We start from the raw sequence: 20,201 nt of genomic DNA on the forward strand, positions 1-20,201 counted from the left end.
AACCGATACCGGGAGCGCGAACGAACGGAGCCGCGATGCCCTCCAACGTCTCACGCGACGGTACAGTCGTCGCACTCGAAACGGCGCTGCTCGCGGTCGTCGCCGCGGCGGTGGCGACCGACCTCGTCCTGTTCGCCCGGCTCACGCCGCAGTCGCTCGCGGAACCGATCCGGCTCCTGCTGGCCGCCGGCGCTGGGATCGCCGCGTCGCTCGCGGTCGCCGCCGGCGTCGCCGACGGGCGTCCCCTCGTCGCCGTCGGGGCGGTCGCCGCCGTTCCGATCGCCGGACTGTACGCCTACACCGGGCTGTTGCTCCCGTGGACGCAGCTGTCGTTCGTCCTCGGGCAGATCGGCGTCGAACTGACGCTCTCGGTTCCGGTGCTCGGAAGTGTGCTGGCTGACGCCCTGTTCGGGGGGTTCACCCTCTCGCAGGCGACGCTGGAGCGCGCGTATCGGGTCCACTACGGGCTCGTCGTCGCCGTCGCGGTCGTCGTCGCCGGACGGACGACGATGCTGCTTCGCGGCCGGATCGATTCGAGCCCGGCGTGAGAAGTCGGTCGTCGTGGTTCGAGGGAGCGAAGCTCCCTCGTCATCACGAAAGGCGCGAAGCGCCTTTCGAACGACTACGCTCCTCGTGACTGCGAGGGAAGGGATTTGAACCACGTCGAGACGTGCTCGCTCCGCTGCGCGCGTCTCGTCTACTTCAAATTCCTTCAGAACGACATTCACGGCTCTCACGTGCGTTCGAGCCGGAATGCGAGGGAAGGGATTTGAACCACGGTCGGACGTGCTCGGCTCGCGTCGCTCGCCTGTGCGCGACCTCCCTGATTCAAATCCTTCCGTGGCGATTCGGGGGGCTTCGCCCCCACTCATGCGAGGGAAGGGATTTGAACCCTCGAACCCCTAAGGGAGCGGATCTTAAGTCCGCCGCTTTTGGCCTGGCTCAGCCACCCTCGCGCGGGTCGTCGTTTCGCCGGACGGAGGAAGTGGATTTCGGTCGCCCGCCGGGGACGCTTGCTGGTGCTCCGAGGTGCAGGACAGCTCTGCGGCGACCGACGGATGAAAACGTGCGTACGAATATCGTCGGAGTCGTGAGCGACAACACCGACGGAACGCTCGATGCGGTCACGCGGCGGCGAGTCCTCGCGGGCGCCGGTACCGCGGGCGCGCTCGGCCTCGCCGGCTGCACCGGCGGATCGGATGACGGCGCCTCCGGAAGCGACGCGACAGAGACGACCGGAACGAGCGAGGACGGGACGACCACCGCGACGGCGGGCGGCGGGACGTTGAACTTCGCGCAGTCGAAGTCGCCGCTGGATTTCGACCCGCTGAAGGCCAACGACGTTCCCTCGCTGCAGGTCGTCGAACGGCTCTTCGACAGCCTCTACACGTACGGCGAGGGAACCGAGCTCGTTCCGAAGCTGGCGGCCGCCGAGCCGGAGGTCAACGACGACGCCACCGAGTACGTCGTCGAGCTTCGCGACGGTGTCACCTTCCACAACGGCGAGCCGATCACCGCCGAGGACGTGAAGTACTCCTTCCTCGCCCCGGGACGCGAGGAGACCTCGAACGGCTCGGAGTTCACGATGATCGACTCCATCACCGTCGTCGACGAGCGGACGGTCCGGTTCGACCTGGAGTACCCCTTCGGGCCGTTCCGCCACAAGCTCGCGTGGTCGCCGGTGCCGAAGGCGTACCGCGAGGAGAACAAGCAGTCGTTCAACCGCGACCCAGTCGGCTCCGGGCCGTTCACGCTGGAGTCGGCCACCGAGGGCGACGAGGTCGTCATGGAGCGCTGGGATGAGTACCACGGGAGCGCGCCGAGCGTCGAGGAGGTCGTCTTCGGCGTCGTCGAGGAGCCGACGACGCGGGTGACGACGCTGAAGAACGGCGAGTTCGACGTCGTCCAGACGGTGCCGCCGAAGCTGTACTCGACCGTGGAGAACCAGGAGGGATCCTCCGTCGCGGAACGCCAGGGGCTGGGCTACTACTACCTGGCGTTCAACTGTAACGAGGGGCCCACCGCGGACCCGAAGGTCCGCGAGGCCATCGACTACGCGGTCTCGATGGACGACGCCGTCGCGAACTACATCGAGCCCGCCGGCACGCGCATGACCGCGCCGATGCCCGAGACGGTCACCGACGCCTGGGACCTCCCGACCGACGAGTGGGCGGACATCCCCCACGACAAGGACACGGACATGGCCGCCCAGCTGCTTGAGGAGGCCGGGGTTTCCAAGGACTACTCCTGGAAGATCATCGTCCCGCCGGACGACAAGCGCGAACAGATCGGCATCTCCGTCGGCAACGGGCTTCAGGAGGCCGGCTGGAGCAACGTCGAGGTGCAGCGGCTCGACTGGGGCGCGTTCCTCGACCAGTACTCCACCGGCAACGAGGACGACTACAACATGTACACGCTCGGCTGGGTCGACGAGTTCGACCCCGACGGCTACCTCTACTACATGTTCCACCCGGACGTGGAAGGCGAGACCAACGGCTGTTACTACCGCAACGAGGCGGTCGCCGACAAGCTGACGCAGGCGCGACGGTCGGCCGACCGCGAGGAGCGCAACCGGCTCTACGCCGAGGCGACGACGACGATCCTGGAGGACCGGGCGCACCTGCCCGCGTACAACCTCAAGAACAGCTTCGGCGTGCGAGACGCCGTCGAGGGGTTCCGTCCCCACACCGTCGCCGGCATCAACCCGCGGCTGGCCGGCGAGGAAACCGTCAGCCTGAACGACTGACGGCCCTCACCAGTCGACGCTCAGGGTGCCGTCGCCGTGGGGGTCCGGCGACAGCTCCTCGTCGGTCCGGCGGTCGACGACGTGGATACAGCCGACGTCCTTCTTCGCGGGGCACACCTCCGCCGCGCGGATGTTCTCCTCCAACTCGTCCTCGCCGATGTAGTACGACTTCGGCTTCGCCATCCCGCTGGCGATGTCCATCTCCCAGTTGTCCGCGACCTCCGCGCACTTGCCCGCGCCGAAGCAGGCGTTCGCCTCGAAGATGATCTTGTACGGCTTCTCCTCCACCGGCGGCCCGTCGCCGCCGACGTCGCTGGCGGTCTGTACCTCCGCGTCGAGGTCGCTCATACCCGACGTTCCGCCCCGGGCGACTTTCGTCTGTCGGTGCCCGGATCCATGCGTCGGCGGCGGCGACGACGATGCACGGCCGGTTGCGTCGACGATGCACGGGCGAGAACGTCGACGACTCCGGTGGGGAGTCACATCCGCACGGGAACGGCCGACGCGTTTTTTCGCTCGGCCCGCAAGCGACGCGGTAGTGAGCGACGCCCCCGACGACACGATGCGCGAGCGGGCCGGGACGAGCCGGCTGAAACTGTGGCTCCTCGTCGACGCCGACCGGTGGCTCGTCGCCGCCGGCTTCCTCGCGGCGGTGTTCGTGCTGCTGTTCGCCACCGGCGTCCTCGCCCCCGGCGCGGCGACGCTGCTCACCGACGGCGACCCCATCGAGACCGCGTTCCAGCCGCTCATCGGGGGGACGATCACCGTCGTGACGCTCGTGCTCACGCTGAACCAGCTCGTGCTCTCCCAGGAGTTGGGCGCCGTCGGCGACCAGCGCGAGCGTATGGAGGGCGCGACGGAGTTCCGCCGCGACGTGGCCGACACGCTCGGCCGCGACGTGATGCCGCCCGAGCCGGCGGCGTTCCTCCGCGAGCTGGTGATCGCCGCCGGCCAGCGCGCCGACGACGTGGACGAGGCGCTGGCGGACGACGAGGAGCTGGCCGACGACGCCGCGCGGCTCGTCGACAGCGTCCGCGGCAACGCCGAGACCGTCGGCGAGAACCTCGACGACGCGCAGTTCGGCACCTTCGCCGTCGTCTCGGCGGCATTGAACTTCAACTACTCGTGGAAGCTGTACGAGTCACGGCGCCTGCGCGCCAGCCACGACCTCACCGACGAGCAGGACGAGGCGCTGTCGGCGCTGGGGGACGTGTTGGAGCTGTTCGGCCCCGCCCGCGAGCACTTCAAGACGCTGTACTTCCAGTGGGAGCTGGTCGACCTCTCGCGGTCGGTGCTGTGGGCGGCGGTGCCGTCGCTCGTCATCGCGTTCGGGTCGGTGCTGTACCTCAGCGCGCTCGTCCCCGGCGCGCCCGCGACGGGGGTGTACCTCGCGGGACCGCTCGTCGTCAGCCTCGTCGCCGCGGTCGGGCTGCTCCCGTTCGCCATCCTGCTGTCGTACGTGCTCCGCATCGCGACGGTGACGAAACGGACGCTCTCGATCGGCGCGTTCACGCTCCGCGAGACGACCCCGAACGACGACTGAACCGGATCGGCGACCGACGTGAGACGGAGAGACGGGGAGGAGAAAACGGGAAACAGAGAGGGGAAGCAGAGGGAGCGATCGGGGGAGCGGGAGCGCGCTACTTCGAGTTGTCCGACTCCTCCTGCTGGAGCTCCTCGAGCTCCGCCTCGACCTCCTCGTCGGGCACGTCCTCGGCATCGACCGCGGCGTCGGCCTCGACATCGGCGTCGGCGTCGACCGCCGCCTCGCCGCCGTCGTCCGACTCCGCGGACTCCTTCCCCATCTCCGCGCGCAGCGTTTCAAGCTCGGCGTCGACCTCGCGGTCGGTGCGCCCGGACTGCAGTTCGCGGTCGATCTCGTCCTCGTCGGAGAGCGCGTCGTCGAAGGCGCCGGTGTCCTGCAGCTCGTCCATCGCCTGCGAGCGCGCCTCCATCTCCTCGGTGCGTTCCTCGGCGCGCTCGATCGACCGGCTCACGTCGGCCATCTCGTCGCCGACGCCCGACATCGCCTCCGACACCCGCGTCGACGCCTCCGCGGCCTCGTAGCGCGCCTTCATCGTCTCCTTCTTGGTCTTGAACTCGTCGATGCGGCCCTGCAGCTCGTCCTTCTTGTCGACCAGCTGGTCCTGGGTGTCCTGCAGCTCGGCGATCTGCGTCTCCAGGTCCTCGATCTGGTTCATCTTCGACTTCTTCTTCTCCAGCGCCTTGCGCGCGAGGTCGTCGCGGTCCTGCTGGACCGCCTCCCGCGCCTGCTCGTTGTGCTTCTCGACGTTCTCCTCAAGCCGGCGCTTCTGGATCTCCAGGCGCTTCTTCTGGGTCGTCAGGTCGGCGATGCCCTGTTTCACGTCCTGCAGCTCGTCGCGCATCTGTTCGTAGCTGTAATCGAGCGTCTCCGTCGGGTCCTCCGCCCGGTTGAGGATCGAGTTGATCTTCGAGCGGATGACGTAGGAGGTGCGCGAGAGGATACCCATAGCCCGGAGTAAGTGAACTGGCCGTATAAATCTCACCCGAACGAGAGGACGCCACCCGCTACCGTTTTGACTCGCGCGGGCGGAGCCGCCGACGTGACTGACGTACTCGTTCCCGGGGGCCGCGACGTTCGGGGATCGCTCGACCGCGCGAGCGAGGCCGAGCGAGGCGACGCCGACGCGGAGGCCGACCCCGACACCGACGCCTGCGTCGTGGCGTGCCCGCCCCACCCGCAGCACCGCGGCCACCGCGGCGACGAGCGCCTCCGTGCGGTCTCCGACGTGCTGACCGCCGGCGGCGTCGACTGCCTCCGGTTCGACTACGGCGACTGGGACGAGGGGTACGGCGAGCGCGCCGACGCCCGCAACGCAGTCGCGTGGGCCGGGGAGCGCTACGAGCGCGTCGGGCTGTTCGGCTTCAGTTTCGGGGGGTGCCTGGCCCTGCAGGTGGCCTCGGAGGGCGACGCCGACGCCGTCTCCGCGCTCGCGCCCACGGCCCGTCTCGCCGACGACCTCGACGCGGTCGCGGCGATGGACGACCTCGACTGCCCCGCGCAGGTGGTGTTCGGCACCCGCGACGACACCGCCGACTGGGAGCCGGTGGTCGAACGCGCGCGGGAACTCGGGTTCGACCTTCGGGAGTTCTCCGCCGACCACTTCTTCGTCGGGCAGGCGGGCAAGGTCGGCGACGCGGTCGGGGAGTGGCTACTCGGCGAGTTGTGAGCCGTCGGCGTCCGGGTCGCCCTCGCGGTAGCCGACGAGGAGGTTCACCACGACGGCGGTGACCGCGGTCGCGGCGACGAACACCCAGAACGCCGCGCTCGCCGCGGCCCCGAGGTTCCGGCTGACGGTGTACAGCGTGGCGCCCGCGAGGAAGGCGATCGCGAACGGCGCGACGAACGCGGCGTCCCCCCAGTCGCCGCCGGCGTTGCGGTACTCGACGGCGTAGCCCCAGACGTTGCCGACGGTGAACTGGAAGATCACGAGCCAGAACAGGCCGACGAGGACGGCGAAGAGCGGGCGAGCACCGTCCATGAGTCGGGTGCCGGCGCCCGCGAGGAACACCGCGAGCATGAGGGCGTGCAAGGGCCGAAGCCGGGCGGCGAGGCGGTCGTGGAGGGCCATGGTCATCGCACTCTCGGCGGCGGTAAAACTCCGTCGTCAGTTGTACTCCCGCCACCGATAGCCGCACTCCTTGCACTTGAAGAAGCGCGTCGGCGGCTCGTCGGCGGCGCCGGTCTGTTTGATCGTGTACCACGCGACGGTGTGCCCGCACTCGTCGCAGATCACGTCGTCGGAGGTCGGCTTCCCCTCGAAGTTTGCGCCCTCCTCGGTTTCGATCACGTCGTCGTCGGTCTGGGCCTCGGTGGAGACGAACTGCGCGGCCAGGTCCTCGTCGCGGTCGGCGGTCGCGCCGCACGAGGAGCACACCATTACCCCGTCCTCGGTGCGCATCATCGAGCCGCAGTCGTCACAGAACTGCATACCGCGTCCTACCCGGTCCGCACCGGTATGACTTACGCGTCGTCGGCGGCGGAGGTGTCGCCGTCGCTGCCGGTCGACGCCCCGCCGTCGCCGACGGAGTCGACGCTGGCGTCGCCGTCGCCGGAGTCGGCACTGGCGGCGACGGCAGCGAAGTCGGGCCTGCCCTCGGCGGTCACCATCGGGCACCCGCGGACGCGAAAGCGATCGCCGTCGACGACCTCGACGATGTCAGTGTCGTCGTGGCCGCAGGCGACGTCCGGCGGCGCCGAGAGGTACGGACACCGCTGGCAGTACTCCCGTTTGTCGAGGACGTGTTCGGGGCGGGTGTCGCGGTCACGCGTGGGGGACTCGTCGACGCGCTCGGCGGCCCCCTCGGGCGGGTCGTACGCGCCGAGCCCGTCCGGGTCGGACGACGCCGCGTCATCGGCGTCGAGCGACTCCCACAGCGCCTCGGTGTCGATGTCGCCCACGTCGACCTCCTCGAACGGGTCGCGGTCGCCGGGTGCGTCGCGGTTCCGGTTCTCGCCGACCCGCCTGGCGAGCTCCCCCAGCGGGGCGCTCCCGCCGCGGTCGCGGGGGCCGGCGGTCGCGTCGCCGGCGGTCGCGTCGCCCGCGATCGGGTCGTCGCTTCGATCCGGATCGCCGTGGGTCGGATCGTCCGACGCGAACGGGTTCCGCACCCGCGGCGTCCCCTCCCCGTCGGACTCCGACTCGTCGCGAGGGTCGCCGTCGGCCTCGGCGTCGCCGTCGGCGTCGCGGTCGTCGGGCATCTACTCCCCCTCGAAGATGTCCCGCGTCTCCCGTTCGTCGACCGTCTCCCCCTCCAGCGCGGGGCGGGCGCCGACCGCGAGCGACGGCGACCCGAAGAAGCCGGCGGCCGGTTCGACCGTCTCGAACGTGCTCCCGCAGTGGGGACACTCCGGGCTCGATAACAGCCCGAGCCGGACGCTCCCGCCGCAGCCGTCGCAGTCGGCCGTCGCGATCCCGAGGCGGTTTGCCTCGTCCTTCAGGTCGGCCGCCGCGCGGCGGTGCGCCTCGCGGGACTCCAGCGTCGAGACGCGGGCGCGGACGTCGGAGAGCACGGCGGCGAGCCTGGAGAGCTTCTCGTCGTGCTCGTCGGCGGCGTCCGTGAGGTACTCCAGCACCTCCTCGTAGTTCGCGAAGCCGCTCTCGAACGTCTCCTCCAGGTCCGACAGGTCCCCACGGAGCGAGTCGACGTCCTCGGCCAGGTCCTCGACCGACTCGACGCCCGCCAGCCCCGGGTGGTCGTGGTCGGCCTCGGCCTTCCCGTCGGTCTCGCGTTTGACCTGGATCACCCGCGAGCGGACGTCGTCGATCTTCTCGTCGAGCTCGCGATCCAGCTCGTCGATGCGGCTCTCGATCACGTCGAGCCGCGAGGCGGCCTCCCCGGCGTCGCCGACCGTCGACGGGTCCGGAAGCTCCTCCTCGTGCTCGTCGAGCAGTTTGGCGACCGTGACCGCCCGAGCCAGCACCTCCTCGCGCGATCGGCCCGTCTCCCCTGCGCGGGCCTCGATCCACTCGCGAAGGACGCCCGGCAGCCCCTCGACCTGCTCACCGTCCATCTACCGGTCCGTAAGGAGTGTGCAGGTAAATAGTACCGGCCCAGCTATCGGGGATAGTATCGAGAGATGACATCCTCGTCGCCGGACGGTGGCGTCGAGTTCGGCGTCGGTCGTGTCTCCGGCGGGGGCACATCCGTTATCCTCGCGATCGGCGCCGGACCTCGACGCGACCGCGCCGGTGTGGGCCGTCACCGGATCTTCCGCACGTCGCTGATGTCGAGGCCGCCGTCGTGGATCTCCGTCTCGAAGCGGACGATGTTCTCCGACTCGAGCTGCGAGAGCACGCCGCGGAACTCGCGGACGACCATCGTCCGGGCGCGCTTGGAGCCGCCCGACTCCCAGCTGAACTGGAGGGTTCCGCCGCTGCCGTCGACGAGCTGCCCCAGTTGCCGGTCGGTGATCGTGTCCGTGTTGACGAGCGCGAGCAGCAGCCCGCCCCACGAGTGGACGGCCTTCGCGAGCCCGCGGACCAGCATCGCCACGTCGGCCCACTCGACCTCGCCGCCGGAGGCGCCGACGAGGTCGGTGACGGCGTCGATCACGACGAGGTTGCCGGCCGCGTTGTCCGTCAGGTACTCGCCGAGCGCGGAGAGGACGCCGTCTCGGTTGCCGGCCCTCCCGAGGTCGTGGATGGTGCTGGTGGCGCCCATGTACCACTCGCGCGGGATGGCAGACAGCTGGAAGTACTCCGGCGAGAGGTCGGCGAACTCGATCCCCTCGACGGCGGCGTCGACGATCTCGTCGGCCATCGTGTAGCGCAGCTCGCGCTCGATGTAGTCGGCGTCGGTGGTGAACGAGAGGTAGTGAACCTCCGGCGGAACCGCCGCCGCGTCGTCGAGATCACCGTAGTAGAGGTCGAACGTCTCGTCGTCGACGCGGGCGAGCGCGTTCATCGCGGCGCTCGTGTAGGCGAACTCCCGGGCGCCGGCGCCTGACTCGCCGGCGACGAGCACGACGCTGCCCTCCGGGGCACCGCCGCCGAGCACCGAGTCGAGCTGGGCGACCCCGAACGGGATCCGGTCCATGGAGTGAGACAATCCGGGCGCGTGCTTAGTCGTTGTGCCGGCCGGGGCGGAACGGGCGATCCGGTGTGAACGGAACGACCGTCGAGAACAGGCCACATGAGCCGATCGGGCACAGGCACCGTCACGTGACAGCCACGACCTCCCCAGCCGATTCACTCGGCCGTTCGCTTCGCTCACGGCCTCGCTCATCCCTCGCGCGCTTCCGGCGCGGACGGACCCGCGCCGGCGCGCGCCACCGCAGAGATCGTTCAGTCGTCGCCAGTCATTCCTCCGCCGGCCGGATATCCGCGCCGCTGTTCCGCGGCCGCACGACCCGCACGTCCCCGGCGACGCCGGCGGCAGCGAGGGCGTCCTCCCCGGCCTCGCGCGCGGTCTCGGCCCGGTCGGCGTCGGTGACGCCGTACACGACGGGGCCCCACGAGGACTGCCCCGCGCCGTAGACCGCGGGGTCGTCGCCCACCTCGGCGACGATGTCGCCCACCGGCGGGCGGTAGACGCCGCCCTGCTCGTCGGCGAACCACGCGCCGTTGAGCCGGCCGATCTCCTCGACGGCGGCGCCGAAGCGCTCGGCGGACCCCTCCGCGACGGCGGGCAGCAGGCGGCGCTGGATCGCGCCGGCGACGCGGTCGGCCACGGCGGGGTCGGCGTCCTCGACCGCGCGCCGGATGGCGGAGTCCTCGGCGTCGCCGGCGCGGCCCGGGTCCGCCTCCGGGATGACGAGGAGGAACCGCCAGTCGTCGGGCACGCGGTGGCGGGCGGCGACGGCCGGGACCGTCCAGTCGCCGTCGGCGGGGCGGTCGGTGGTGAACCGCCCGGTCGGGTGGCCCGCGTCGAGGACGAACCCGCCGGCCTCGAACGTCGCGACGCCGATTCCCGAGCGGCCGCCCCGGCCCAGCGCCGGCGCGCGCTCGCGAACCCGCGGGTCGCGACCGTGCGCGCGGGCCACCCCGGCGAGCGTCGCGAGCGCCAGCTGCGTCCCGCTTCCGAGGCCCATGTGGCGCGGGAGCTCCGATTCGACGGCGACGCGCGCGCCGTCGACATCGAGCAGGTCGCAGGCGCGTGCCGCGTACTCGCGGGCGGCGTCGTGGTCGCTCTCGACCGCGTCCGCCGGGGCGACGCGGAGCCGGACGCGGGGCGCGTCGAGGCCGACGCCGACGGCGCCGTACAGCCGTTCGTGCGCCAGCGAGAGGTTGCCGAAGCCGAAGTGCAGGCGCGCGCCGGACTCGACCGTGACCGTGGAGGCGGACGGGGAGGGGGCGTCCGAGCGGCGGTCGTGCGTGTCGTCCGGCATGGCGTCTCTGGTCGGGATCCGGTCGACATGGGGGTGTCGGTTTCGACAGCGGACAATACGGACGGTGTCTGGGGCGGCGGCAACGACGGAAACGACGGTGACGGCGACGACAACGGTGGCACCCGGAACGGCGGCGGTGCGAGAATGTCGCGGACGGCCGCGCTACAGCCGTTCGGCGATCGACTCGCCGGCGTCGATCCCGTTCCACAGCGCCGCGGCGACGCGACCGCGTCCGGCGACCCAGTCGCCGGCGGGGAACAGCCCCGCCTCGCGGGCGGTCGCGACCGCATCGGCGACTCCGTCGCCATCGGCGCCGGCGGTGCTGCCGTCGTCAGTGTCGCCGACGAGCCCCTCGTTCGGGAGCGCGTAGCGCCAGCCCTGGTCGTCGACCCAGTCGGGGTCGGTCAGGCGGTCGTCGCCGACGAGGTCGGCCGCCCGCGTCGCCGCCGCGTCCGCCGCCTCGTCGAGGGGATCGTCGTAGTGTTCGGTCGACCACTCGGGGCTCATCTGGACGATCAGCAGGCTCTCGCCGTCGGGGACGTGCCCGCGCTTGCACTCCTCCCGGGAGAGCCAGCCGATCTCGTGGGCCTTGTCCACGTCGACGAGCCCGTACCACGGCACGTCGAGCTCGAAGGGGTAGTGCAACACGAGCGTCCGCACCGTGCGGAACTCGACCCCGTCGACGGCCGTCCGCAGGGCCGCGAGTGCGTCTTCCCCCTCCTCCCCGGACCACTCTGTCGCCGCGAGCAGGTCGGCCGTCTGGGGCGCCGGCGGCGTGAGCAACAACGCGTCGAAGGGGCCGTGTTCGGCGCCGTCGGTGTCGGTGACCGTCCACGTGTCGGCGCCGCCGTCGCGACCGGCGGCCTTGCCGCGGGCGATCGACTCCGCGCGCGTCGTCTTTCGGACCTCGGCGTCGGTCTCGGCGAGCAGCCGTTTGGCGAACTGGGTGATCCCCGCCTCCCAGGTGTACTTGTGCTCGTCGGCGCCGTCGCCGGGGGCGATCTCGCCGTCGGCGCCGAACGTCCACACCGGCTCGGCGATGTCGACGAGGCCGTCCTCGCCGAGATCGCGGACCAGATCGCCGGTCCGGTCGTCGGGGAGCTTCACGTAGTTGGCGCCGTGGTCGTAGCGACAACCGTCCTTCCGCCGCGTCGCCGCCCGTCCGCCGACGCCGCGGGACTTCTCGAGGATCGTCACGTCGTGGTCGGTGTCGCGGAGGGCGTACGCCGCGCCGGCGCCCGCGAGCCCGGCGCCGACGATGCCGATGTGTGCCATCACCGCATGCAGGGGCGCCGGCTCCGTATCGCTTGCGGGCGCTCGGACACCGTTCTCACGGCCGAGACCGTGTGTGAAAGCCTTATGGCGGACGACACGCCAGTACCGCCATGTACGACGCGATCGTCTTCGACAACGACGGGGTGCTCGTGGGGCGCACCCACTACGACGTGCTCCACGAGGCCGCCTGGGACGCCTTCGAGGCGCTCTCGGTGGCCGATCCCGACCCCGAACACGTCGAGTCGATGGTCGTCGGCGTCTCCCCCGAACAGGTCGAGGAGGTGTGCGACACCTACGACCTCACGCCCCGGGAGTTCTGGGCGATGCGCGACCGCACGGCCTTCGAGGCCCAGCGCCGCGAGGTCCATGCGGGAAACAAGCGCCTGTACGACGACGTCGACGTGCTCCGGGACCTCTCGGCGCCGCTCGGCATCGTCTCCTCGAACCAGCACGAGACGGTGGAGTTCCTCCTCGATCACTTCGGCGTCGCCGACCTCTTCGACACCGCCTACGGCCGCGAGCCGACCGTCGAGAGCCTCCGCCGAAAGAAGCCCAACAGCCACTACATCGACCGCGCGCTCGCGGATCTGGAGGCCGAGACGGCGCTGTTCGTCGGCGACAACGAGTCCGACATCGAGGCCGCCGACAACGCCGGCATCGACTCGGCGTTCATCCGCCGCCCCCACCGCGAGGACTGGACCCTCTCGGTCACGCCGACGTACGACATCGACGGGCTGGCAGATCTCCAGGCGATCTGTAACTGACCGCCGAACCTGCCCGCGACCGCCGACCACTGTCGTCGTTCTCGCGACCGCCGACCGCCACGCTTGCCCCACGACCGCCGACGCTTTCTCCCCGCCTCCCGATCGGCACGTATGAACACGGATCTCGATCTCCCGCCCGTCGGCCTCGGCACGATGGGCCTCGACGGCGACGAGGGCGCCCGCGCGGTCGAGACGGCGCTCGACGTCGGCTACCGGCACCTCGACACCGCGCAGGTGTACGAGAACGAGGCGACCGTCGGCGCCGGCCTCGCGGCGGCCCTCGACGACGGGGTCGTCGCCCGCGAGGACGTGACCGTCGCGACGAAGACCTGGATCGACCGCCTCGCGCCCGAGGACGTGCGCCCCTCGACGGAGGCGAGCCTGGACCGACTGGGCCTCGACGCGGTCGACCTGCTGTACGTCCACCGACCGAAGGGCGGCTACGACCCCGCGGGTACGCTGGCGGCGTTCGACGCGCTCGTCGACGACGGCCTCGTCGGCCACGTCGGCGTCTCGAACTTCGAGCTCGACGAACTCGACGAGGCGATCGACCTGCTCGACGCCCCGCTTTCGGGCCACCAGACGGAGTATCATCCCCTGTTCCGGCGGCCCGCGCTGCGCGAGCACGCCGTCGACCACGGCTACGCGCTGGTCGCGTACTCGCCGCTGGCCGGCGGTCGCGTCCGGGAGGTCGAGGCGGTACGCGCGGTCGCCGAGAAGCACGACGCGACGCCGGAGGCGGCGAGCATCGCGTGGCTCACGGACAAGGAGGGCGTCGCCACGATCCCGAAGGCGACGAGCGAGCGCCACCTGCGCGCGAACCTCGCGGCGGCCGACCTCGACCTCGATCCCGAGGACCACGACCGGATCGACGGGATCGAACGCGAGGAGGAACTGTTCCCGGAGTGAGTCGACACACGTCGGCGCCCCCCGCCGCCGGCACCGTCGCCCGCCGTCGACCGTGGGTTCATGCCGCTGTGGCCCCCAGATCGGGTATGAGCGATTCAGCCGAGCGGGCGCCCGAGGAGGACATCCCCGAGACCGACGAGGAGTGGCGCGAGCGACTGACCGAGGAGGAGTACGAGATCCTCCGCGAGCGCGGGACGGAGGCGCGCTTCTCCGGCGAGCACGTCGACCGCGACGAGGACGGCGTCTACAAGTGCGCGGGCTGTGGCACCGTCGTCTTCGAGTCGGAGACGAAGTACGACTCCGGGTGTGGCTGGCCCAGCTTCTACGCCGCCGACGAGTCCAAGGTGACGCTGGAGGACGACGACCGCCACGGGATGTCCCGCGTCGAGGTGAAGTGCGCCGTCTGCGACGGCCACCTCGGACACGTGTTCCAGGACGGCCCCGAGCCGACCGGCGAGCGCTTCTGCATCAACTCGGTCGCGCTCGACTTCGAGGCCGACGAGTAGGCGGGCTGGACGCGAACGCACCGGCCACCGGCGAGTTTTTCTCGCGACCGACCGACGCGGTCGATGTGACCGCCGAATCAACCGACCGGCCGACGCTCCTGCTCGCCCACACCGTCGGGCCAGACCGTGGCTCCGACCTCCGCGACCGTCTCGTCGACGACGGCCTCCCCGCCGACCGCGTCGTCGCCGCGGCGACGCCCGCCGAGACCGACGAACACGCCGCCGACGCCGACGGGCTCGTCGTCGGTCGATTTCCCGAGGGACTGCTCAAACGTGCCGACTCCCTGCGGTGGGTGCAGGCGCTCTCCTCCGGAACCGATCACCTCCCGACCGACGACCTCGCTGACCGGGGAGTCGCGCTCACGAACGCGGCGGGCGTCCACGCCGAGCCCATCGCCGAGCAGGTGCTCGGCTATATGCTGAGCTTCGAGCGCGACCTCCACGCGCTCGCACGCCAACAGGCCGAGGCGCGCTGGGAGCGCCGCGAGGGCGGCGAGTTGCGCGGCAAGACCGTCGGGATCGTCGGCGTCGGCGCCATCGGGACCCGCGTCGCGGAACTCGCGAGCGCGTTCGGGATGGAGGTGTGGGGAGTCCGGCGCGACCTCGACGCGATGCCCGACGTGGTCGACGAGGCACGCACACCCGACGACCTCCACGAGGTGTGTCTCGCCGCCGACTACCTCGTGCTCGCGTGTCCCCTCACCGACGAGACGGAGGGGCTGATCGGCGGCGACGAGTTACGCCTCCTCGGCGGCGACGGCGTGCTCGTCAACGTCGCCCGCGGCGAGGTCTGCGACCAGGACGCGCTCGTCGGGGCGCTGCGCTCGAACCTGATCGGCGGCGCCGCGCTCGACGTGTTTGAGGAGGAGCCGCTGCCGGGCGACTCGCCGCTGTGGGACCTCTCGAACGTGTTCGTGACGCCCCACATGGCCGGGAGCACCCCGCACAAGGCCGAGCGGTGGACCGAGATCCTCGCGGAGAACTACCGCCGCCTCGCGGAGGGCGACCCGGACGACATGCGGAACCGCGTGGTGTGAGGCGAGCGAGACGATGGGGGCGTTCCCGCGGAGGCCGGTTCAGTGCGTCATAACGAGCAGCCGGTCGTCGGTGCGCGCCAGACAGATCGGCCCGTTCGGCGCGGACGCGAACGTCACCGTCTCGTCGTCGCCCACGAACAGGCGCTCGAAGGCGTCGCCGCAGGCGGGGCAGCCCAGCCCCTCGCGGTTCGCGAGCGTCATCGACCCGGCGTCCTGTTCGAGGAGCTTCAGCTTGCTCCGGTAGTCGTGCACGTCGAAGCCGTCGGCGATGTCGAGGCGCGCCATACCGCGGGACCGCCGCCGCGAGGAAAGTAGATTGCGTCCCGGCTGTCAGCGCTGAAACTGGGGGTCGCCGACGCGTCGGTTGGGGCGCGGTTACGTCGGGCGGGCGAACGCGAGGTTGCCCGAGACGTTGTGGACGTACGCCTGGACGGTCTGACCCTCCTGGGCGCCGGAGACGAAGACCGTGAACTTCCCCTTCTCGGCGACGCCGTCGCCCTTGCGGCCGGTGCCGGTGATCTCCAGCTCGTACGTCTTGCCCTCCTCGATGTCGGGACCGGAGTCGTGGCTCGTCGCCGCCGACCGCTTCTGGACCGGGCGGAACGCACCGCACGCCTGACAGCGGAGCATCCGGACGCCGTCCTCGGTCTTGAGGACGGTGTCGGGGAGGCCACACTCCGAGCAGGTGACGAACTCGGCGACGTACTCGTCGATGGCGCCGTCGAAGTCCGCGATGGAGAACGAGCCGTTGTATCGGGCGACGCCGTCCTCGAACTGGCCGTTCGTCCCGAGCTGGCGCTGGATGGCGCTGTGGAGGTGCTCGGCGTCTCGCGAGAGCGCGTCCGCGATGTCCGAGAGGTTCGTCAGGCGCGTGAACGCCCCGTCGGTCTGTCCCTCGGGGTCGGGGACCTGCAGTCGCTCGCCGGCGTCGGCTGGCGTGTCGGGCAACTCGTCGTAGGCGCGGTCGAGCGCGTCGGCGTAGTTCATAGGCGTTGGAGGGCAGTTTCACGTATAGGGCTTCCGAGAGAGTCCGTGCCGTGGTTCCCGCGGAATCGGGAGACTGCGACGGTCCGGCGCCGGTTCTCCGCCGGATCGGACGCGCGGCCGGATCTCGGGTTCCAGTCGAAGCGGTGCCGTCCGGATCCCATGTGAACGGGCGACACAGAGGCCCTCCGGTAGAAACGCGTTTCAGTCGCGGCGGCCCAGCGCTCGTAATGAGCTACACGATCGGTCTCGTCGGCAAGCCGTCCGTCGGGAAATCGAGCTTCTTCAACGCGGCGACGATGAACGACGTGCCGGAGGGCGCCTACCCCTTCACCACCATCGATCCCAGCATCGGCGAGGCGTACGTCGGCGTCGACTGCCCAGCCCCGGAGTTCGAGGAAACGTGCGAGCCGAACCACGGCTTCTGCCGCGACGACACCCGGTTCGTCCCCGTCAAGCTGGTCGACGTGGCCGGCCTCATTCCCGGCGCCCACGAGGGGAAGGGCCTCGGAAACCAGTTCCTCTCGGACCTCAACGAGGCGGACGTGCTCGTCCACGTCGTCGACTTCTCCGGGGAGACGGACATCGAGGGCGAGCCGACCGAGGGGCACGACCCCCGCGAGGACATCGACTTCCTGGAGAACGAACTCGACCAGTGGTACCTCGACATCCTCGAGAAGGGCATCGAGAAGTTCGAGTCGATGTACCAGGGGCCCAATCCCGGCGACGAGGTCGGCGTCGAGGAAGTGCTCGCCGAGCAGATGAGCGCGTTCCGCACGAACAAGGACGAGATCAAGCAGGTGGTCCTGTCGCTCGATCTGGAACTCGACCCCGAGACGTGGGACGACGGGGACCGCTTCGATCTGGCCCGCGAGATCCGCAAGCGCACGAAGCCGATGGTGATCGCGGCCAACAAGATGGACACGCCCGCCGCCCGCGAGAACTACGAGGCCATCACGAGCGACCCCGAGTACGAGCACCTCACGGTCGTCCCCGCCAGCGCGCACGCGGAGGGGTCGCTGAAGAAGGCCGACGAGGCCGGCGTCGTCGACTACACGCCCGGGGACGACGACTTCGAGATCGTCGGCGACGTGAGCGACGAGCAGGCGCAAGGGTTGGAGACCATCCGCGAGTTCGTCGCCGACTACGGCGGCACCGGCGTCCAGTCGGTGATCGAGGCGGCGCTGTTCGAGGAACTCGACGCGAAGGCCGTCTTCCCCGGCAGCGCCAGCGGCTCCTGGAGCAAGGGCCCGTTCCGCGACTGCTTCGTCCTGCCGGACCACGCGACCGCAGAGGATTTCGCGTACACGCTTCACTCGGACATCGGCGACGGCTTCCTCCACGGGATCGACTGCCGGAGCGGCCGCCAGGTCGGCGCCGACTCGGTGCTCGAACACCGCGACGTGGTCGAGATCGTCACGACCGGGTGAGGCCGGGCTCCCCACAGCCGACGGTCGCGGCGAACTCCGCGAGGACGAGGTTCGTACGACCGGCTTACTCGGCGTCCGCCGCGATCGACCGAACCTACCGGGCGCACTCGTGCGGACGCGTGCGAATGGGCGACCGCCGACCGTCCGTCTCGGTATCGGGGACGCCGCCCACGTAATCGCGGCGTGTGTGTTCTGCTCCGCTCCATAACAAAGCGACAGCCGCCGGACGTGTCGGCCTGCATGACTCGACGAACGGTGTCACGACGACAGCTCACAGCGGCGCTCGGCGCGGCGGTCGGCGTCGGACTCGCCGGCTGCGGCGCGGGGACGAACAACACGACGAACGCGACCGACGGGACGGTCGGCACGGTCGAGGAGGGGACCGACGAGGAGACGCCGGCGGAGGAAACCGAGGCCGAGGAAACGGAGACGGGCGAGCCGCCGGAGGAAGTCGACGACCCGGCCGGCGCGGTCGAGGAGGGGATGGCGGTCGTCCGCATCGCACACCTCTCGCCGGACGCGCCGAACGTCGACGTATCGGTCGCGGGGTCGGAGATCCTCGCCGACGTGGCGTACGGCTCCGTGAGCGGCTACTACGCGCTCGAACCGGGGACGTATCCGATGTCGGTGACGGCCGCCGGCGAGGATGAGGCGGTGTTCGAACAGGACGTCGAGTTCGACAACGGCGCGTTCACCGTCGCCGCCTTCGGCGAGGTCTCCGGACAGAACCAGGAGTTCGCCGTGACGCCGCTGGAGGACCGCGTCGAGGCGCCCGAGGACGACACCGCCGCGGTGCGCGTGGTGCACGCCTCCCCCGACGCGCCGCCGGTCAGCGTCGGCGTCGCCGACGGGGACATGCTCGTCGAGAGCGTCGCGTTCGGCGAGGCCAGCGACTACGCGGAGGTTCCCGAGGGGTCGTACACCCTCGAGGTCGCCGCCGCGGAGGGCGCCGGGACCGAAACGGAGAACGGGACCGAGAACGGCACCGAGACGGGAACCGAGAACGGCACCGAGACGGGAACCGAGAACGACACCGAGACGGAGAACGAAACCGCGACCGGCACGCCCGCCGACACGGAGACGGAATCCGCGGAAACCGAAACGGAATCCGCGGCCACCGGAACGGCGACCGGCGACGGGCCGGTCGCGACCGTCGACGTGTCGCTCACGGGCGGAACGGTGTCCTCGGCGTTCGCGACCGGGTATCTGACCCCGGACGGCGAGGCGGCCGACGCCCCGTTCGAGGTGCTGCTCACGGTCGACGCCGGCGCCGCCGAGGCGGAAACGGGAACGCCCGATGGTACCGAGAACGGAACTGAGACCGGTACCGAAGCCGGAACGGAAACCGGTACCGAGGCCGGAACGGAAACCGGCACCGAAACGGAGGCCGGCACCGAAACCGGTACCGAGGAACCCGCCTGACCCCGGAAACGGAACGCCGGCTGACGCCCTCGATCCTCGAAACGACTCGTTTCTTCTCGAACGTCGAGCGTACCCGTAGCCGTCGATACGGACATCGCGAGCGACCGTCGATTCGGCCGTCGAGAGTACGACGACGTTACACGGCGACGGCGAACGCCGGCGGATCGAGCGGGTCGTCCGCGTCGGTCCATAACAAACCACCATACGGACGTGTCATCCGAACGCGATGCGCGACCCACCAACCAAAACACTCGCGGTAGCGTTCGTGATACTCCTCGCCGGGAGCGTCGTCGTCAGCGGGGCGACCTTCGGCGGACCGGCCGCCGCGGCACCGGCGTTGCAACAACAGCAACTACAGGCCGACGGGCCGTCGACACAGGAGACCTCCTACCTCCGCGTCGTCCACGCCTCGGCCGACGCGCCCGCCGTCGACGTGGCGCTCGACAACGAGACGGTCGTCAGCGGAATCGAACTCGGCGAAGCAAGTGACTACCTCGCGATCGCCGCCGGCGACCACCGGCTGACGATCACCGCCGCCGAAACCGGCGACGTGGTGTACGACGCGAACGTCAGCGTCGAGGCGCGGTCGGTGACGACGATCGCCGCCAGCGGCGAGATCGGCGAGAACGCGAGCCAGCCGTTCGCGCCGCTGTTCATCCGCGACGACGCGCTCCAGCCCGCGGAGGGTGAGGCGGCCGTCGCAGTGGCACACCTCTCGCCCGACGCGCCGGCCGTCGACATCACCGTCGAGGGGAGCGACACCGTCGTCGCCGACAACGTCTCCTACGCGGGCGTCTCGGACTACGTGAGCGTCCCCGCGGGCGAGTACACCCTCGAGATCCGCGAGGCGACCGAGGACAACGACGGGGAGGTCGTCACGACCGTCGACGTGTCGCTGGAGAGCGGCTCGGCGTACACCGGCTACGCGGTCGGGTACCTCGACGCGGAGAACGACAGCGAGCCGGAGTTCCAGGTCTCGCTCGTGGACGACGCGACCAAGTCCGTGACGCTCCCGAGCGCCGCCGACGAGGACGACGAGGAGACCAACGAGACGGAGACGCCGACGGACGAGACTGAGACGCCGGCCGACGACGAGGCCGACGACGAAACCGAGACGCCGGAGGCAACCCCGACGGAGGCGCCCGAGTAACGCACGGACCGTTCGCGGCGCTCAGTACCGAAGCGAGACGACCGAGAACGAGAGCGACGGCGGCAGGTGTCGAACGCCGCACACCGGTCGCTCTCGACCCTCCCG

The 20,201-nt window shown here is 70.5% G+C and carries 22 protein-coding genes and 1 tRNA gene; 11 read left to right on the forward strand and 12 right to left on the reverse strand.

All coding sequences use genetic code 11. From position 1 onward, the window contains the following. Positions 1–35: 35 nt before the first annotated feature. Positions 36–548, forward strand: coding sequence for a cytochrome b N-terminal domain-containing protein (locus tag K6T36_RS06670; protein ID WP_222923158.1), 513 nt, complete (start codon positions 36–38; stop codon positions 546–548). Between the two features lie 323 nt (positions 549–871). Here K6T36_RS06670 and K6T36_RS06675 read toward each other — a convergent pair. Further along, positions 872–956, reverse strand: a tRNA-Leu gene (locus K6T36_RS06675). 134 nt (positions 957–1,090) lie between these two features. On the opposite strand from K6T36_RS06675, the gene K6T36_RS06680 reads away from it, so the two are divergent. Next, entirely contained in the window at positions 1,091–2,746 is a 1,656-nt protein-coding gene (locus K6T36_RS06680; protein WP_222923159.1) for an ABC transporter substrate-binding protein, read from the forward strand. A gap of 6 nt (positions 2,747–2,752) precedes the next feature. Here K6T36_RS06680 and K6T36_RS06685 read toward each other — a convergent pair whose 3' ends face one another. Next, complete coding sequence (locus K6T36_RS06685) at positions 2,753–3,094, reverse strand: ferredoxin (RefSeq protein WP_222608655.1); 342 nt, start codon at positions 3,092–3,094, stop codon at positions 2,753–2,755. 190 nt (positions 3,095–3,284) lie between these two features. Between K6T36_RS06685 and K6T36_RS06690 the strand changes: the two genes are divergently transcribed. Further along, positions 3,285–4,289, forward strand: a complete 1,005-nt coding sequence (locus K6T36_RS06690) for a DUF7972 family membrane protein (RefSeq protein ID WP_390182320.1) — start codon at positions 3,285–3,287, stop codon at positions 4,287–4,289. Positions 4,290–4,386: 97 nt separating this feature from the next. On the opposite strand, the gene K6T36_RS06695 is transcribed toward K6T36_RS06690, so the two are convergent. Further along, positions 4,387–5,238, reverse strand: coding sequence for a PspA/IM30 family protein (locus K6T36_RS06695; RefSeq protein WP_222923160.1), 852 nt, complete (start codon positions 5,236–5,238; stop codon positions 4,387–4,389). Positions 5,239–5,331: 93 nt separating this feature from the next. Here K6T36_RS06695 and K6T36_RS06700 point away from each other — a divergent pair, with 93 nt between their 5' ends. After that, positions 5,332–5,958: a dienelactone hydrolase family protein gene (locus K6T36_RS06700; RefSeq protein WP_222923161.1), complete on the forward strand. Its 627-nt coding sequence runs from the start codon at positions 5,332–5,334 to the stop codon at positions 5,956–5,958. Here K6T36_RS06700 and K6T36_RS06705 read toward each other — a convergent pair. The 7 genes from K6T36_RS06705 to K6T36_RS06735 all read right to left on the reverse strand — a co-directional run bounded on the left by K6T36_RS06705 (position 5,941) and on the right by K6T36_RS06735 (position 11,897). Next, positions 5,941–6,360, reverse strand: a complete 420-nt coding sequence (locus K6T36_RS06705; RefSeq protein ID WP_222923162.1) for a hypothetical protein — start codon at positions 6,358–6,360, stop codon at positions 5,941–5,943. The genes K6T36_RS06700 and K6T36_RS06705 overlap by 18 nt on opposite strands. A gap of 36 nt (positions 6,361–6,396) precedes the next feature. Then, positions 6,397–6,720, reverse strand: a complete 324-nt coding sequence (locus tag K6T36_RS06710; protein ID WP_222608659.1) for a transcription factor S — start codon at positions 6,718–6,720, stop codon at positions 6,397–6,399. Positions 6,721–6,752: 32 nt separating this feature from the next. Continuing rightward, a complete protein-coding gene (locus tag K6T36_RS06715; protein ID WP_222923163.1) occupies positions 6,753–7,490 on the reverse strand; it encodes a DUF8135 domain-containing protein in 738 nt (245 codons plus the stop codon). Further along, the gene (locus K6T36_RS06720) at positions 7,491–8,303 is read right to left on the reverse strand and encodes a CopG family transcriptional regulator (RefSeq protein ID WP_222923164.1); all 813 of its coding nucleotides are present in this window, start codon (positions 8,301–8,303) and stop codon (positions 7,491–7,493) included. Positions 8,304–8,491: 188 nt separating this feature from the next. Further along, the gene (locus tag K6T36_RS06725) at positions 8,492–9,328 is read right to left on the reverse strand and encodes an RAD55 family ATPase (protein ID WP_222923165.1); all 837 of its coding nucleotides are present in this window, start codon (positions 9,326–9,328) and stop codon (positions 8,492–8,494) included. Between the two features lie 262 nt (positions 9,329–9,590). Next, entirely contained in the window at positions 9,591–10,619 is a 1,029-nt protein-coding gene (locus K6T36_RS06730; protein ID WP_222923166.1) for a beta-ribofuranosylaminobenzene 5'-phosphate synthase family protein, read from the reverse strand. Positions 10,620–10,781: 162 nt separating this feature from the next. Further along, positions 10,782–11,897: an NAD(P)/FAD-dependent oxidoreductase gene (locus tag K6T36_RS06735; RefSeq protein WP_390182319.1), complete on the reverse strand. Its 1,116-nt coding sequence runs from the start codon at positions 11,895–11,897 to the stop codon at positions 10,782–10,784. A 107-nt stretch (positions 11,898–12,004) separates the two neighbouring features. Between K6T36_RS06735 and K6T36_RS06740 the strand changes: the two genes are divergently transcribed. The 4 genes from K6T36_RS06740 (at position 12,005) to K6T36_RS06755 (ending at position 15,110) form a co-directional block, all read left to right on the forward strand. Continuing rightward, positions 12,005–12,658: an HAD family hydrolase gene (locus tag K6T36_RS06740; protein WP_222923168.1), complete on the forward strand. Its 654-nt coding sequence runs from the start codon at positions 12,005–12,007 to the stop codon at positions 12,656–12,658. Between the two features lie 111 nt (positions 12,659–12,769). Then, entirely contained in the window at positions 12,770–13,567 is a 798-nt protein-coding gene (locus K6T36_RS06745) for an aldo/keto reductase (protein WP_222923169.1), read from the forward strand. Between the two features lie 86 nt (positions 13,568–13,653). After that, a complete protein-coding gene (msrB, locus tag K6T36_RS06750; RefSeq protein ID WP_222923170.1) occupies positions 13,654–14,073 on the forward strand; it encodes a peptide-methionine (R)-S-oxide reductase MsrB in 420 nt (139 codons plus the stop codon). 65 nt (positions 14,074–14,138) lie between these two features. Further along, positions 14,139–15,110, forward strand: coding sequence for a D-2-hydroxyacid dehydrogenase (locus K6T36_RS06755; protein ID WP_222923171.1), 972 nt, complete (start codon positions 14,139–14,141; stop codon positions 15,108–15,110). A 39-nt stretch (positions 15,111–15,149) separates the two neighbouring features. Here K6T36_RS06755 and K6T36_RS06760 read toward each other — a convergent pair whose 3' ends face one another. Both K6T36_RS06760 and K6T36_RS06765 read right to left on the reverse strand, forming a co-directional pair. Further along, positions 15,150–15,395, reverse strand: a complete 246-nt coding sequence (locus K6T36_RS06760; protein WP_222923172.1) for a DUF7385 family protein — start codon at positions 15,393–15,395, stop codon at positions 15,150–15,152. A gap of 90 nt (positions 15,396–15,485) precedes the next feature. Continuing rightward, positions 15,486–16,097: a translation initiation factor IF-2 subunit beta gene (locus tag K6T36_RS06765; protein ID WP_222923173.1), complete on the reverse strand. Its 612-nt coding sequence runs from the start codon at positions 16,095–16,097 to the stop codon at positions 15,486–15,488. Positions 16,098–16,324: 227 nt separating this feature from the next. On the opposite strand from K6T36_RS06765, the gene K6T36_RS06770 reads away from it, so the two are divergent. The 3 genes from K6T36_RS06770 to K6T36_RS06780 all read left to right on the forward strand — a co-directional run bounded on the left by K6T36_RS06770 (position 16,325) and on the right by K6T36_RS06780 (position 20,096). Next, positions 16,325–17,524: a redox-regulated ATPase YchF gene (locus K6T36_RS06770; protein ID WP_222923174.1), complete on the forward strand. Its 1,200-nt coding sequence runs from the start codon at positions 16,325–16,327 to the stop codon at positions 17,522–17,524. A gap of 255 nt (positions 17,525–17,779) precedes the next feature. Beyond that, on the forward strand, positions 17,780–18,946 hold the full coding sequence (locus K6T36_RS06775; protein WP_222923175.1) for a DUF4397 domain-containing protein: 1,167 nt from the start codon (positions 17,780–17,782) through the stop codon (positions 18,944–18,946). Positions 18,947–19,172: 226 nt separating this feature from the next. Continuing rightward, positions 19,173–20,096: a DUF4397 domain-containing protein gene (locus K6T36_RS06780; protein WP_222923176.1), complete on the forward strand. Its 924-nt coding sequence runs from the start codon at positions 19,173–19,175 to the stop codon at positions 20,094–20,096. The last annotated feature ends 105 nt before the right edge of the window (positions 20,097–20,201 follow it).

The organism is Halobaculum roseum, from assembly GCF_019880245.1.
Classification (GTDB): Archaea; Halobacteriota; Halobacteria; order Halobacteriales; family Haloferacaceae; genus Halobaculum; species Halobaculum roseum.

Bases quoted from the DNA above. Each gene is read 5' to 3' on its own strand.
- K6T36_RS06760 (WP_222923172.1), bottom strand. From the start codon at position 15,395: ATGGCGCGCCTCGACATCGCCGACGGCTTCGACGTGCACGACTACCGG.
- msrB (WP_222923170.1), top strand. From the start codon at position 13,654: ATGAGCGATTCAGCCGAGCGGGCGCCCGAGGAGGACATCCCCGAGACC.
- K6T36_RS06670 (WP_222923158.1), top strand. From the start codon at position 36: ATGCCCTCCAACGTCTCACGCGACGGTACAGTCGTCGCACTCGAAACG.
- K6T36_RS06725 (WP_222923165.1), bottom strand. From the start codon at position 9,328: ATGGACCGGATCCCGTTCGGGGTCGCCCAGCTCGACTCGGTGCTCGGC.
- K6T36_RS06685 (WP_222608655.1), bottom strand. From the start codon at position 3,094: ATGAGCGACCTCGACGCGGAGGTACAGACCGCCAGCGACGTCGGCGGC.
- K6T36_RS06745 (WP_222923169.1), top strand. From the start codon at position 12,770: ATGAACACGGATCTCGATCTCCCGCCCGTCGGCCTCGGCACGATGGGC.
- K6T36_RS06720 (WP_222923164.1), bottom strand. From the start codon at position 8,303: ATGGACGGTGAGCAGGTCGAGGGGCTGCCGGGCGTCCTTCGCGAGTGG.
- K6T36_RS06770 (WP_222923174.1), top strand. From the start codon at position 16,325: ATGAGCTACACGATCGGTCTCGTCGGCAAGCCGTCCGTCGGGAAATCG.
- K6T36_RS06740 (WP_222923168.1), top strand. From the start codon at position 12,005: ATGTACGACGCGATCGTCTTCGACAACGACGGGGTGCTCGTGGGGCGC.
- K6T36_RS06695 (WP_222923160.1), bottom strand. From the start codon at position 5,238: ATGGGTATCCTCTCGCGCACCTCCTACGTCATCCGCTCGAAGATCAAC.
- K6T36_RS06765 (WP_222923173.1), bottom strand. From the start codon at position 16,097: ATGAACTACGCCGACGCGCTCGACCGCGCCTACGACGAGTTGCCCGAC.
- K6T36_RS06730 (WP_222923166.1), bottom strand. From the start codon at position 10,619: ATGCCGGACGACACGCACGACCGCCGCTCGGACGCCCCCTCCCCGTCC.
- K6T36_RS06705 (WP_222923162.1), bottom strand. From the start codon at position 6,360: ATGGCCCTCCACGACCGCCTCGCCGCCCGGCTTCGGCCCTTGCACGCC.
- K6T36_RS06715 (WP_222923163.1), bottom strand. From the start codon at position 7,490: ATGCCCGACGACCGCGACGCCGACGGCGACGCCGAGGCCGACGGCGAC.
- K6T36_RS06710 (WP_222608659.1), bottom strand. From the start codon at position 6,720: ATGCAGTTCTGTGACGACTGCGGCTCGATGATGCGCACCGAGGACGGG.
- K6T36_RS06780 (WP_222923176.1), top strand. From the start codon at position 19,173: ATGCGCGACCCACCAACCAAAACACTCGCGGTAGCGTTCGTGATACTC.